Genomic DNA, 13,372 nt, shown 5'->3' on the forward strand with positions numbered 1-13,372 from the left:
GGTTCTCACGTGACGGTGATGAGTTTGATCAGCTGGTCACGGAAGTGCTCGTACTCCTCGACCGCGCCGAGCAGGTTCTCCGAGTTGCGCTCCTCGTGCCGGACCGCGGCCAGCGCCTCCCGGCCGGTAGGGGTGATCCGCACCAGGACGCGTCTGCGGTCGTGCTCGTCGGTCCGCCGCTCCACGTAGCCGGCCCGCCCCAGCCGCTCGATCGTCCTGCTCATCGTCTGGTCGGTCACCCGGCACAGCGTCGCGACCTGCCGTTGGGCGAGCGGCCCGTCGGCGACGTGGTGCAGGGCGATCAGGCCGGCGTGCGTGAGGTCGCGTGCCGCCAGGAAGTCGTCGAACCGTCCTTCGACCACCCGGGCGGCCATCGACAGGAGACGGCCGGTGGGCCAGGAACGGATGTCGGCGCGCACCTTGTCCGGATTCATAGCAATCTGGTGCTCGTCACCTTCAGCCACGCGCCCAGTCTCCCAGAGCCGGGGCACCGATTTGTTCAGCAGGCTGATTAACTGAATAATGCTCAGCATGCTGAACGATTCGCGTCGCACGTTGCTTTGGGGCGTGCTGGCCAGCGCACTGCTGACCGCTCTGGTGTGGTGGCTCGGCCAGCGACTGCACGGCATCCGGTTGCTCCCCGACCAGGGCGCCTCCTGGTACTACTGGAAGCTGCCCGAGCCGACGGCCTGGACCCGGCTGTCGGCCTGGGCGGGGTACGCGGCCCACCAGCTGTCAGTCTGGGGGCTGATCTACTACGCGCAGACCCGGGTCCGCCGCTACACCTCGGGCCTGCACCCGGTGAACGTCGTCGCGCTGGCGGTGAACTTCGGCTTCATCCTGCTGCACACCGTGCAGACCCACGTGTTCTACGACGGCATCGCGCAGGACGTGTCGATCTTCAGCTCGCAGGGGTCGGTGGTGATCCTGCTGGTGGTGGTCCTGCTGATGGAGAACCGGCGCAGAGGGCTCTTCGCCGGCCGTCCCGCACCCATCTCGGCGGAGGTGGTGGGATTCGCCCGCAAGTATCACGGCTACCTGTTCAGCTGGGCGGCCGTCTACACCTTCTGGTACCACCCGATGGAGAACACGTCCGGGCACCTGATCGGTTTCTTCTACATGTTCCTGCTCCTGCTCCAGGGCAGCCTGTTCCTGACGCGCGCCCACACCAACCGCTGGTGGACGATGACGCTGGAGCTCATGGTGGCCGTGCACGGCACCCTCGTCGCGGTGATGAGCTCCGGCCCCGGAGGCGCGTGGCCGATGTTCCTGTTCGGGTTCCTCGGCGTTTTCGTGATCACCCAGATGCACGGCCTCGGCCTGTCCAGGGCGATCAGATGGGTGCTCGCCGCCTGCTACGTCATCGCCGCGCTCGTGGTGTACGGCATGCGCGACGGCCTGACCGGCCTCGACGAGATCGTGCGCATTCCCGCGATCGAGTACGTACTGGTCGCCGTGCTGGCCGTACTGCTGTGGCTGGTGCTGAGAGCCGTGCGGGCGGCCCGGCGCACCTGAGTTCGAGCCCGTACGCCTTCGAACAGGTTCTCACCAGGCCTGGAGGGCACGTCCCACAATTCGCTAGAGAGTGACTCTAGAGCTATGCTTCGTCCATGATCCAGTCCAAGAGCACCGGCAAGCGCGCCGAGAAGGCACGCCAGACGCGACGGCGCATGCTGGAGGCGGCCGGGAAGCTGTTCGTCGAACGGGGGTACGGCGCGACCGCGCTGCAGGACATCGCCTCCGAAGCCGCGGTCGCCGTGCAGACGATCTACTTCACCTTCGGCAACAAGCGCACCCTGCTGAAGGAAGTGGTGGACGTGACGATCGCCGGCGACGACCAGCCGGTGGCCACCATGGACAGGCCGTGGTTCCGCGACATGCTCGCCGCCCCCACCGCCGCGGACCAGCTCCGCCTGCACGTCCACGGGACGGGCGAGGTCATGCACCGGGTCGCGCCGATCATCAGGGTCCTCGACACCGCGACCGCGATCGATCCCGAGATCGCCGATCTGTGGGACGACTCCCCCGACCCCCGGCTCGTCGTCCAGACCGCCGCCGCGCAGGTGCTCGTCACCAAACCCGGCGCGCGCCCCGGCGTCTCGGCCGAACACGCCACCGACCTGCTGTTCGCCCTCCTCAGCCCCGAGCTCTACCTGGTCCTGGTCAACCAGCGCGGCTGGACCCGCCGGCAGTGGGAGGAATGGGCGGGCCTGACCCTCCACGCCCAGCTCTGCGCGACCTGATCCCGCCCCCAGACAGCGGCTTCAGGCCGCGCCATACGCGCGGGCCAGAGCAAGGCTGTCCTCGTACGGGATGTAACGGGTGATCAGTCCGTTCTCGACGGTGAAATGGAAGGCGAACGGCGAGACGAAGAGCCCGCCGGTCGCCTTGACGCGCTGCCGCATACGGCCGAGGGCGATGGCATGCTCACCGTCCACCACGATCCGGTCGACCGTCAGTTCCTCGGCCTGCAGATACTGCGGCAGGGTGCGGAAGAACTCGGCGGCCCCGGCCCGGTCGGTCCGGCGGCCCGTCCACGGCACCTCCTCGGCCCCGTAGATGTCCCAGTCGACCTCCTCGGCGAACAACTCGCCGATCTGGTCGAAGGCGCCGGCTCCTGCCCGCCGGAAGAACTCCTCGACGGCATCCCGGGTCTCGTTCATGGCAGCCTCCTTCGGTGGTGCGAGGGTGCCAACGTATTGGACTGAGCGATACAAAACAAATCACCGCGCCTGCCCATGGCGACCGAACCCACTTCCGCCAAGCCCCGGCTGACTCCTTCCCACCTGCGCGGACGGGATCAAGGGCAGGCGGAGATCGGCAAGGCACCCCGCCGTCGCCCTACCGGCCCTGCACCGAACTCCCGTAAGTACACCGACAAATCGCCTTTTTTCCGTACGTCTACGGATGTCAATACGGATGGTCAAGCCCTGGCCCTGGCCATAACGTCACGCCCAGTTGGTACCAGCACCTCGCGTTACGCATAGCTCCTCACCCCCTGATCCCGCAGTGCCCGCCGCCGGGCGATCCTCGGCTGCGCGGCCACCGCCGACCGCCTATACGGCGAGACGCGACGCGGGAGAGCTACGAAAGGAAAGCACGTGAGACGCAGAGCTGTACTCGCGTCGGCCGTCGGCTTAGCCATGGTGACCGCAGTGGTGACCGCCCCGCCCGCCGCCGCGAAGCCTCCCCCGGGGGCCGCCGACTACGTCCGCTCCGCCGCGGACCCCTCCGACCTCGCGGTCGCCGCCGCGGACCAGGCGGTCGCGAGCGGTTTCGACGAGCTACGCAAGAGCCCGGACGAGATCTACCGGCGCACCGCCGTCACGGCGGGCGCCGGCGGTGTCTACTACGTGGCCTACGAGCGCACCTACAAGGGACTGCCCGTGGTGGGCGGCGACGCGGTCGTGGTCGCCGACTCCGCCGGGCACATCCGCGACACCGCCGCCGCGACCGGCCCCACCGCGAGCGTGCCCCTCACCCCCGAGGTGAGCGCCGAGAAGGCCCGCGAGAAGTCGAAGACCCGGTTGACCAGGGCCGACGACAGCGCCAGCCCGCGCCTGGTCGTCCTGACCTGGGGCGAGAAGCCGCGCCTCGCCTGGGAGACCCTCGTCACCGGCGTCGCGGACGGCAAACCGAGCAGGCAGCACGTCTTCGTCGACGCGCAGACCGGCGAGATCGCCGACTCCTACGACGAGGTACGCGCGGGAACCGGCAACGGCTACTACAACGGCCAGGTCACCATCGACACGAGCGGCTCCGGCACCTCGTACTCCATGACCGACCCGACCCGCACCGGCGTCCGCTGCGGCGGCCAGAACGGCTCCGCCTACACCGGCACCGACAACGCCTGGGGCACCGGCGCGGGAACCAACCTGGAGACCGCCTGCGTCGACGCGCTGTACGCGGCCCAGCGCGAATGGGACATGCTGCGCGACTGGCTCGGCCGCAGCGGCTTCAACGGCACCGGCGGCGGCTTCCCGGCCAGAGTCGGCCTGGCCGACGTCAACGCCTACTGGAACGGCAGCTACACCAACTTCGGCCGCTCCCAGGACGGCCAGCGCCAGGCCACGCCCATCGACGTCGTCGCACACGAGTACGGCCACGCCATCTTCCAGACCACACCCGGCGGCGCGGGCTCCGGCAACGAGAACGGCGGCATCAACGAGGCCGCCGGCGACGTCTTCGGAGCGCTCACCGAGGCGTACGCCAACAACCCGGGCGACCCGCCCGACTACGAGGTCGGCGAGGAGGTCAACCTGGTCGGCGACGGCCCGATCCGCTACATGTACGAGCCGTCCCGGGTGGGCGACCCCAACTGCTGGTCCACCTCGATCCCGAGCACCGAGGTGCACGCCGCGGCCGGTCCCTTCAACCACTGGTTCTACCTGCTCGCCGAGGGTTCCGCCCCCGGCGGCGGCAAGCCGAACAGCCCTATCTGCAGCGGTGGCCCGTCCTCCGTCACCGGCATCGGCATCCAGAAGGCCGGCAAGATCTTCATGGGCGCGCTGATGCGCAAGACCTCGACCTGGCGGTACAACACCGCGAGGTCGGCGTCGGTCGCCGCGGCCGTGGAACTGTACGGCGCGGGCAGCGTCGAGTGCGCCACCACCAAGGCGGCCTGGAGCGCGGTGAGCGTACCGGCCCAGACCGGCGAACCGACCTGCCAGGCGACCGGCAACGACTTCTCCCTGTCGCTCAACCCCGCCACGGGCACGGTCGCCCCGGGTCAGTCGGTCACCTCCACCGTCGGCACGCAGACCACCTCGGGTAGCGCGCAGACGGTCACCCTGACCGCCTCCGGCCTGCCGTCCGGGGCCACCGCGAGCTTCGCCCCCGCCTCGGTGACCTCCGGCAACTCCTCCACCATGACGATCAACGCCGGCGCGTCGACGCCGACCGGGACCTACACCGTCACGGTCACCGGCACGGCCGCCTCCGGCCCGCACACCGCGACCTTCACCCTGCGGGTCGGCGACGGACCCAATCCGACCGACCCGCCGGACATCAGCCTCGACAACGTCAAGGCACACCTGCAGCAGTACCAGTCCATCGCCACCTCCAACGGCGGCAACCGCAGGTCCACCACCGCCGGCTACACCGCGTCGGTCACCTACACCGAGCAGAAGCTCATCGCCGCCGGCTACACCGTGGTACGGCAGCCCTGCACCTCGGGCTGCACCTCGGGGTCCGGTCCGAACCTGATCGCCGACTGGCCGGGCGGCAACGCCAACCAGGTCATCATGGCCGGCGCGCACCTCGACAGCGTCTCCGCCGGGCCCGGCATCAACGACAACGCCTCGGGCTCCGCCGCGCTGCTGGAGGTCGCGCTGACCCTGGCGGCGAAGAACCCCACGATGGCCAAGCACGTGCGGTTCGGCTGGTGGACGGATGAGGAGCAGGGACTCAACGGCTCCGAGTTCTACGTCAACTCGCTCAGCGCCACCGAGCGGGGCAGGATCCAGGCGTACCACAACTACGACATGGTCGGCTCGACCAACGGCGGCTACTTCATCAACAACATCAACACCGCCGCCGCCACCGAGCTGCGGGCGTTCTACACCGCCTTGAACCTCCAGCCGGAGGAGAACACCGAGGGCGCCAACCGGTCCGACGACGCCTCGTTCCGCAACGCGGGCATCGCCACCTCCGGCGTGGCGGCCGGCGCGAGCGCCACCAAGACGGCCGCCCAGGCCGCCAAGTGGGGCGGCACGTCCGGCAGAGCGTACGACACGTGCTACCACCAGTCGTGCGACACCCTCACCAACATCAACGACACCGTGCTGAACAGGGCGGCCGACGCCGCGGCGTACGCGATCTGGAAGCTCGCGACGGGCACCCCCACCAGCCGTGACTTCTCCATCTCGGCGAACCCGGCAGCCGGCACCGTGCAGGCGGGCCAGGCGGCCACCTCGACGATCAGCACCGCGACCACGGCGGGTACCGCGCAGACGGTCACCCTGTCGGCGTCCGGCCTGCCCGCCGGCGCCACCGCCGGATTCAACCCCGCCTCCGTCACCTCGGGCGGCTCCTCGACGTTGACCATCGCCACCACGTCCGCCACCCCCGCGGGCACGTACCAGGTGACGGTGACCGGCACCGGCGAGACCGTCTCCCACACGGTCGGCTACTCGCTGACCGTCCAGGGCACCAACCCCGGCCGCACGTTCCGCAACGACACCAACTACGCCATCAACGACTTCGCCACCATCCTGAGCCCGGTCACCTCCACCGCGACCGGCACCGCCACCTCACCCGTCAGACTGTCCGTCACGATCAACCACACCTGCGCCGAGGACCTGGAGATCTGGCTCCGCGGCCCCAACGGCACCTGGTACCTGCTCGACAGCAGCGGCGGCTCGACCTGCACCTCCTACGGCACGCGGACCTACACGGCCGCCGTGACGCAGCAGGCGGCAGGCCAGTGGTCGCTCGAGGTCACCGACAACTACCTCCTGGACACCGGCACCCTCGACTGGTGGAGCATCACCGTCTGACCGGCGCCTCCGTCACGCCCCCCGGGATCGGCCGTCCGCCGAACCCGGGGGGTTCAGGCGTACGGGCCCGCGCTGACACAGTCCGGGTCTGCACAGACTTTCCCAAGGCCCAGGTCCGGCTGAACGTCGCACGCCCGCCGATCCGGCGAGGTCCGGTGGTCACGGGGTCCGGCTGGGCGGCCTGATCTCGGTGCGGGAGCGTACGCCGAGCTTGCGAAGCACGGTGGCGACGTGGGTCTCGACCGTGCGCGTCGACAGGAACAGCACGTCCGCGATCTCCCGGTTCGTACGGCCCAGCGCGACGAGCCTGGCGACCTCCTTCTCCCGTTGCGACAGCCCTCCGGCGTTGCCCCTGCGGCCCCGTGGCAGCTGGACCTCCATCCCGATGTCCCGCAACGCGCGCCGGCAGCGGGCGGCGTCGTGGGTGGCGCCGAGCGCGGCGAACCGCTCCGCCAGATCGCCGAAGGCCGAGGCCGCGACACGATCACCGAGGGCGAGCCGGGCCCGCGCCTCGTTCTCGCCCGCCCTGGCCGCCGCGTAGGGCTGGGGCAGCGCGGCGTAGGCGGCACGGGCGCGGGCGAAGTGCCCGGCGGCGTCCGCGTGCCGCTGTCCGGCGGCGGCCAGCGCCCCGCGCGAGTCGTGCAGGGCGGCGTTCGCGGCGGGCGCGAGCCGCCCCTCGATCTCGGCCGCGAACTCGGCCACCAGCGCCTCCGCCTCGTCCGTCCGCCCGGCCCTGGCGAACGCGGTGACCGCGGCCGGCACCAGGTAGGCGCCCCACACCCACACGCCCTTACTGCGCAGCCGGGCCACCGCCCGCTCGGCCTCCGCCGCCGCGCGGTCCACCTCGCCGCGGACCAGGCACAACTCGATGTGCCCGCCCTCGGCGGCCACCACGACCGGCAGGTATCCGTCGTCGGGGGCGTTCAGCCCGGCGTCGTGGAGGTGCTTGTCCGCCTCCTCCCACTCGCCGGTCGCCAGCGCGAGCAGCCCCAGCACCAGCCAGACGTCCACCGAGGTCAGCGGCGTCTCGGTGGCCATCTCCGCCACGGCGGCCCCCCGCTCGGGCAGCCCCTCCCAGCGCCCGGTCAGCCAGTCGCTGCGGATCATCGACGCCTCGGCGAGGTAGGCCGGGTAGAGCGCGCCGGTCTCCACCGCCAGCCTGCGCCCCTCCTTGCCGAACCGCTCGGCCTCGGCGTGGTGACCCAGCATGGTCGTCGAGTCGTACAGGTTGCAGTAGGCCCGGGCGGCCTCCCGCCGTACCGCCGTGGAGGGGTCGGCGACCGGCAGGGTGGCCGCGACGGCGAACGCGTCGGGCGAGCCGGTCGTCATCTCCAGCGAGGCCCGGTTGCCGAGGACCGCGGCCGCCAGCTCCGGGTTGTCGGCGGTCACGATGAGCGCCTCGGCCCTGGCCATCCACTCCCGGTGCGTCGCCAGCGGCTCCGCCCCCCACCCGGGCATCGCCAGGCAGGCCCAGGCCCGCGCGGCGAGCATCGGCCGGCTCTCCAGTTCGGTGACGGCGGCCATCAGCTCAGGACGCCCGGCGGCGCTGTCCCCCGCCTGGTTGCACAACATCAGCCCGAGATTGAGCCGCGCCTCGCCGCGTACGTCGCGGGAGAGGAAGTCATCGCGCAGCAGGTGGCGCAGCAGCCGCACGACCCGCTGGTGCGACAGCCCGGTGGCGGCGAGACGGCTCAGCACCAGGGCGAGCGGGCCGCGGTCCGCCGCGGGCAGGTCGGGATCGGCGAGCATCCCCTCGATCACCTCCACCGCCAGGGCCGTGTCGCCGAGCGCGGCGGCCCGGTCGGCGGCGGCCCTGGCGTGCCGTAACCAGGCCGCCATGTCGCCGGCCTGCCGGGCGTGGAAGGCGAGCTGGACCAGCGGCGGCGGGTCCATCGCCGCGAACGCCGTCATCGCCCGTTCGTGCGCCAGCCGCCGGTCGGGGCCCGGGATCGCGTCGTAGACGGCCTGCTGGGCGAGGGCGTGGCGGAAGCCGTACCGGCCGCCGGGGTGTTCGTGCAGGACACCGGCGCGCAGCGCGTCGCCCAGCCCGGTGGCGTCTCCGGCGACGGCGGTGACCAGTTGTTCTCCGGCGGGGAGCCGCAGCACCGCCGCCGCCTGCACGACGCTCACCGCCGTCGCGGGCAGTCCGGTCATCTGCTCGGCCATCGCCTCGCGCAGCAGCACCGGCACCCCGGCGCGGTCCAGCGCGTCGAGCCCCTCCTCGTCGGGTCCGCCCACGTCGGAGAGGGATCTGACCACCTCCTCGACGACGAACGGGATGCCCGCCGTACGCTCGTGCAGCCGGGTCACGAACGTCGCGGGCAGGTCGGACCGGTTCAGCAGCGCGCCGGCCAGGCTGCACACCGACAGTGCGTCCAGCGGCGTCAGCGGGATCACCACGCTGGTCGTGCCCGGCGGGTGCCGGTAGGCGTGCCCGAGCGGCAGCCCGGCGGAGGCCGGGTCCTCCCGGCGATAGGTCGCCACCACCGCCAGCCCCTGGGGCGGCTGATCGGTCAGGAATCGCAGCAGGTCACGGGTGCCGTCGTCGGCCCAGTGCAGGTCCTCGATCACGAGTACGGCCGGCCCGACGGCGGCCAGCAGGGCGCGGATCGCGCGGAACACCCGGTGCCGTTCGGCCTGCGGGTTGTCCAGCGGCGGCGGGGCCGGCGGCAGCGCTCCGGCCAGCTCGGGAAGGTATCCGCGCAGCGCGCCGGTGACCGGGTTGAGCGCGCCGGTCGCGGGCAGCCGGTCCTCGATCTCCCGCAGCGCCTCGAACACGGGCCCGTAGGGAAAGGGCTCCCGGATCTGGTGACAGTAGCCGAGCAGGATGGTCCGTCCGCCGGAGGCGAGACGGCCGAGCGCGGCACGGACGAGCCGCGTCTTGCCGATGCCCGCCTCTCCCTCGACCAGCGCGACCGATGGCGGATGGGTCAGCGCGTCGATCAGAACGTGCAGCTCAGAGGCACGCCCGACCAGTATCGGCGAGGTCACGCTGCTCATCGGCGGCTCCGTGGATGCGAGTTGCGGGACCCCCACGGCCAGTTATCCACGGATCTCAGCCCAAGGTCAATACTTGGGAGTAACGTCGGAGTCGCGGCTCTTTGTAAAGGTTCACTTTCGGCGTCGGCAAATCCCCGGCCCGTCACCTCAGGCCGGGGAGGAGTGCGAGCGATCGACGTCAGCAGCCCCGGGCGGCGAACGCCAGGAACTGGGTGACCTCCCGGGAGTCGAAGTTGTCGTCGGAGCCGATCACCACGCTGCATTCGCCGGTGGCCAGGCGCGGGCCCCAGGCGAGGCTCTCGAGGTTCTGCACCGGCTGGCGGACCGTGCCCAGGTCGAGGACCAGACGCTTGCCGACCGAACGGTAGGGGCCGCCGGTGGCCAGGCTGTTCCTGGACAGGATGTTCGTGGCGCCGCGCAGGTCGATCTCGTACAGCTTGACCTTGTAGTTGACGCCCTCGATCCAGGAGCGCTCGAGCGCGAGGTACCGGTGGTCGTCGATCGCCAGGATCTCCGAGACGCCGCTGTCGGAGTGGCCGGTCGGCGGGATCGGCGCGGCGGGCAGCGGGTCGATCTGGTAGGCGTACTGGGCGCGGACCTGGCCTCCGCGGTCCCAAACGGTGATCCGGGTCGGCGCGCCACGCCGGACCGTCGGCGGCTTGCCGTCCTCGTGCCTGGGCCCCTCCACGACCGCGGCGACCGACCGAGGGGCGATGGCGAGGCCCTCGAACCCGAAGTTGCGGCGCGGACCGCGGTCCTCGCCGGTCAGCGTCAGGTTGCCGGGCAGCGGCAGCTCACCGAGGTCGCGACCGCCCTCGTCGACCCATCGGACGAAGAGTCCGGACACCGGGATGCTCGGACTCCCCTCGTCGGGGCGGTCGCCCTCGTGCGCCCAGAGCAGCCGGCGACTCTGGCCGTCGAAGCGGATGGTCTCCGGGTCGGCCGACTCGGGCTGACCGTAGCCCGGGTAGGGGGTGCCGTCGGACCGGCGCAGGGTGGTGGCTCCGGTGAGGCGCACCCCGGTGAAGGCGCCCGTCCTCGGGTCGATGTCGAGCCGTCCGGTGTAGAAGCGGGCGGGGTTGTAGCGCCAGCGGTCATCGGAGATGAAATACCAGGTGCCGGTGCGGGGATCCCGGTCGATGCCGGACAACCCGCCGACGGTGGTCCCCTCGAACTGCATCCGGTGCGGCAGACGCTGCTCACCGAGAAAGCGGGTGATCCGCACCTCTCTCGGGGCGGCCGCACCCGTCGCGGGTTGCAGATCGACGACCCCTGCCCCCGTCGCCGCCACGAACGCGACGGCGAATGCCCCAAATTTCCGCCAACTACGCATTTCTTCTCCTCGCCTCACGGAATTCGGCATGTACATGAGACCGTGAGTTTGAAGAAATGTCTACGGAAACTTGAACCGCGATTCTTTGACGCCCTCTTCGACCAGATGAATGGCGAACCATCCCGTTATTCAGCGGGATTTCTGATAATCGAATTCGCCACAGACCGGAACGCGCGGACGGCGGCGCCCGAAAGCACCGCCGCCCATGCCGGACGCGTCCTCACTCCGTCGACATGACCTCGTAGAGGTTCCGGGCCACGTCTGCGAAGAACAGCCCGCGCGAGCACGCGGATGATCGATCCGGCCGTTGTCTGGAGCCCACGGCTCACTGCCGTACGGCACGCCGCGTTCCCGGAGACGGCCCGGGATCGCGTCGAACGTGGCGGGATCCACGGTGAAGGCGAGGTGATGCCCCTGGGTGTCCTCGACGGTCATGAAGTCGAGGGTCAGCGTGTCGTTGACCCTGACCGGCACGAAGTGACCGGCACGAAGTGACCGCGAGATCCAGTGGGCGGCAGGCACTCCAGCCCCATGACTCCGGCGAAGAAGCCGGCCGCCTCCTGGTTGTCGGCGGCCGGGACGATGGTGTGGTCGAGGGTGATGGTCACGCGGCTTCCTGCCGGACGGCGCCGTGCAGGAACAGTTCGACGAGATCGGAGGTCCGCAACTCGTCCGGTCCGCCGGACCGCCCCCGGGCGAACAGCAGGCCGAGGAAGACGGCGGCCACCTGGCCCGGGGGGAACCGCAACGACGCCGCGTCCGGCTCGATCAGGTCGGCCACCGCCTCCCTGATCGTCTCCATGGACGTCTCCCTGCTGGAGGGCGACGGCCGCTCGCCGGCCTCCCCGCGCCGATGCCCCGAGGCGTGCAGCGAGCCGGCGACCGTGCCGATCCGGGCGAGGTGGGCCCCCAGCGCGTCGGCGGCCTCGATGAGCCGGCCGGCCAGCGGCTGGTCCAACGGGACGGAGGCGATCTCCTTGACGGCGTGGTCGGGCCGTACGGCCTCGGTCATGCAGGCGTCGAGCAGCTCCGCCTTGTCGGTGAACACGCGGAAGATCGTGGCCTCGCCGATCCCGGCGGCGCCGGCGATCTGGCTGGTCGTCACCGCCGTGCCGTACTCGGCCACCAGGGGGAGGGCGGACGCGACGATCATCGCGCGCCGCTCCTCGGGGCCCATGCCCGGCGCTCTCCGCCGGGGTGCTCTGTCACTCATGCGACGCATGCTAAGGAGTGAGCGCTCACTCCGTCAACGCGGAGTGAGTATTCACTCCGATGCCGCGCCGGCCAAGGACACATTAGAAATCCTTGCCCTTCGTGTTGCCATAACTACAAAGTGTGATTACATCTAGGGGGACGCCGCCCGCTCCAAGCGCTCGACGGGGGCTCCCCCACATTTGTCGAACGGCACAGGCACTCGGTCCCTTGAGCAAGGAGCGCCGCCTGCGGGGGAAGGGGGATGATGCGCTCATTCAAGGCATCACCGTCAGTCCACTGCCGACCTCCACCACGATTCATCGCACCACCATTGTCCCCGGCACGGCCTGTGCCTGCTTGAGATACCTGTCAGATGGATGCGTGGCATGGATACTCCTCCTCGAATAGAGTCTGATTCGCCGTGTCCGCGGCAAACAACGACCGCCCATCCGGAATTTCGCCTCTATTCGATTCTGCGGTGGATCGCCTATCCGATCCTGCTCGCGGCAGTGGTCTCGACGGCCACCGTGGCGATTCGCTACCGGCTTGATCTCGGCCGGGTCGGCATGATCTTCCTGATCGGCACGGTCGCCTACCTGGCGGCCCTGGAGCGACTGATCCCCTACCACCGCGGCTGGCATCCCACCCGCGGCGAGTGGGGCTGGTACGGCGTCTACTTCGTGCTGACCATCGCCGGCGCGGGTCTGGCCCAACTCCCCGTGACGGCGCTCGTCGGCGCCGTGGCGCTGCCGAAGCCGCTGCTCCCCCTGTGGGCGGAGATCCCGCTGGCCCTGCTGCTCGGCTCGCTGGCCAGCTACCTGGTGCACCGGCTGGGCCACACCAACCCGTGGCTGTGGCGCCTGCACGGCGTGCACCACGTGCCGGAGAAGGTCAACGTCGCCAACAACGGCGTCAACCACATCTTCGACGTCGTGCTTTCGCAGTGCGTCGTCCAACTCGCGCTGGCGCTCGCCGGATTCTCCATGGACTCCGTCTTCGCCGTGGGCCTGTTCGTCCTGACACAGGGCTACTTCGTGCACGCCAACATCGATGTCCGCATCGGCTGGCTCAACTACGTCCTCGCAAGCCCCGAGCAGCATCGTCTGCACCACAGCACCGACCTGTCAGAGGCCGGGCACTACGGCTCCGAGCTGTCGATCTGGGATCGCCTGTTCGGCAGCTTCACCTGGCACCCCGGCCGCCGGCCGGACGCGGTCGGGCTGCACGACCCGTCGTCGTTCCCCGCGACCGACGCGGTCCTCGCCAGTTTGCTGCACCCCTGGCGCCCTCGGCGCAGCTAGGCCGGCCGAGTCCGCCTGGCTCAGGACGCCATCCCCTCGCACGCGAC

General features: G+C 70.5%; 11 protein-coding genes. 4 read left to right on the top strand and 7 right to left on the bottom strand.

The genetic code is table 11. The features are described from left to right. Nucleotides 1-5: 5 nt before the first annotated feature. Nucleotides 6-464, bottom strand: a complete 459-nt coding sequence (locus MBA17_RS05915; protein WP_238495251.1) for a MarR family winged helix-turn-helix transcriptional regulator — start codon at nucleotides 462-464, stop codon at nucleotides 6-8. Nucleotides 465-531: 67 nt separating this feature from the next. On the opposite strand from MBA17_RS05915, the gene MBA17_RS05920 reads away from it, so the two are divergent. Both MBA17_RS05920 and MBA17_RS05925 read left to right on the top strand, forming a co-directional pair. After that, nucleotides 532-1,515, top strand: coding sequence for a hypothetical protein (locus tag MBA17_RS05920; RefSeq protein WP_238495252.1), 984 nt, complete (start codon nucleotides 532-534; stop codon nucleotides 1,513-1,515). Nucleotides 1,516-1,610: 95 nt separating this feature from the next. Then, nucleotides 1,611-2,243: a TetR/AcrR family transcriptional regulator gene (locus MBA17_RS05925; protein WP_238495253.1), complete on the top strand. Its 633-nt coding sequence runs from the start codon at nucleotides 1,611-1,613 to the stop codon at nucleotides 2,241-2,243. Nucleotides 2,244-2,264: 21 nt separating this feature from the next. Here MBA17_RS05925 and MBA17_RS05930 read toward each other — a convergent pair whose 3' ends face one another. Further along, a complete protein-coding gene (locus MBA17_RS05930) occupies nucleotides 2,265-2,663 on the bottom strand; it encodes a nuclear transport factor 2 family protein (protein ID WP_238495254.1) in 399 nt (132 codons plus the stop codon). A gap of 438 nt (nucleotides 2,664-3,101) precedes the next feature. Here MBA17_RS05930 and MBA17_RS05935 point away from each other — a divergent pair, with 438 nt between their 5' ends. After that, nucleotides 3,102-6,497, top strand: coding sequence for a M28 family peptidase (locus MBA17_RS05935; RefSeq protein ID WP_238495255.1), 3,396 nt, complete (start codon nucleotides 3,102-3,104; stop codon nucleotides 6,495-6,497). A 159-nt stretch (nucleotides 6,498-6,656) separates the two neighbouring features. Here MBA17_RS05935 and MBA17_RS05940 read toward each other — a convergent pair whose 3' ends face one another. The 5 genes from MBA17_RS05940 to MBA17_RS05960 form a co-directional block, all read right to left on the bottom strand. Continuing rightward, on the bottom strand, nucleotides 6,657-9,497 hold the full coding sequence (locus MBA17_RS05940; RefSeq protein ID WP_238495256.1) for an ATP-binding protein: 2,841 nt from the start codon (nucleotides 9,495-9,497) through the stop codon (nucleotides 6,657-6,659). Between the two features lie 178 nt (nucleotides 9,498-9,675). Then, entirely contained in the window at nucleotides 9,676-10,830 is a 1,155-nt protein-coding gene (locus MBA17_RS05945) for an esterase-like activity of phytase family protein (RefSeq protein WP_238495257.1), read from the bottom strand. Between the two features lie 129 nt (nucleotides 10,831-10,959). Next, nucleotides 10,960-11,265 carry a VOC family protein gene (locus MBA17_RS05950; protein WP_238495258.1) on the bottom strand — a complete coding sequence of 102 codons (306 nt, stop codon included), beginning with the start codon at nucleotides 11,263-11,265 and terminating at the stop codon, nucleotides 10,960-10,962. A gap of 11 nt (nucleotides 11,266-11,276) precedes the next feature. Beyond that, complete coding sequence (locus tag MBA17_RS05955) at nucleotides 11,277-11,438, bottom strand: VOC family protein (protein ID WP_238495259.1); 162 nt, start codon at nucleotides 11,436-11,438, stop codon at nucleotides 11,277-11,279. Then, a complete protein-coding gene (locus tag MBA17_RS05960) occupies nucleotides 11,435-12,043 on the bottom strand; it encodes a TetR/AcrR family transcriptional regulator (RefSeq protein WP_238495260.1) in 609 nt (202 codons plus the stop codon). Before MBA17_RS05960 ends, MBA17_RS05955 begins: the two co-directional genes overlap by 4 nt. 490 nt (nucleotides 12,044-12,533) lie before the next feature. Between MBA17_RS05960 and MBA17_RS05965 the strand changes: the two genes are divergently transcribed. After that, nucleotides 12,534-13,325 carry a sterol desaturase family protein gene (locus MBA17_RS05965; protein WP_238495261.1) on the top strand — a complete coding sequence of 264 codons (792 nt, stop codon included), beginning with the start codon at nucleotides 12,534-12,536 and terminating at the stop codon, nucleotides 13,323-13,325. Nucleotides 13,326-13,372 lie beyond the last annotated feature (47 nt).

It is taken from the genome of Dolomitihabitans soli, assembly GCF_022213955.1.
Classification (GTDB): Bacteria; Actinomycetota; Actinomycetes; order Streptosporangiales; family Streptosporangiaceae; genus Streptosporangium_A; species Streptosporangium_A soli.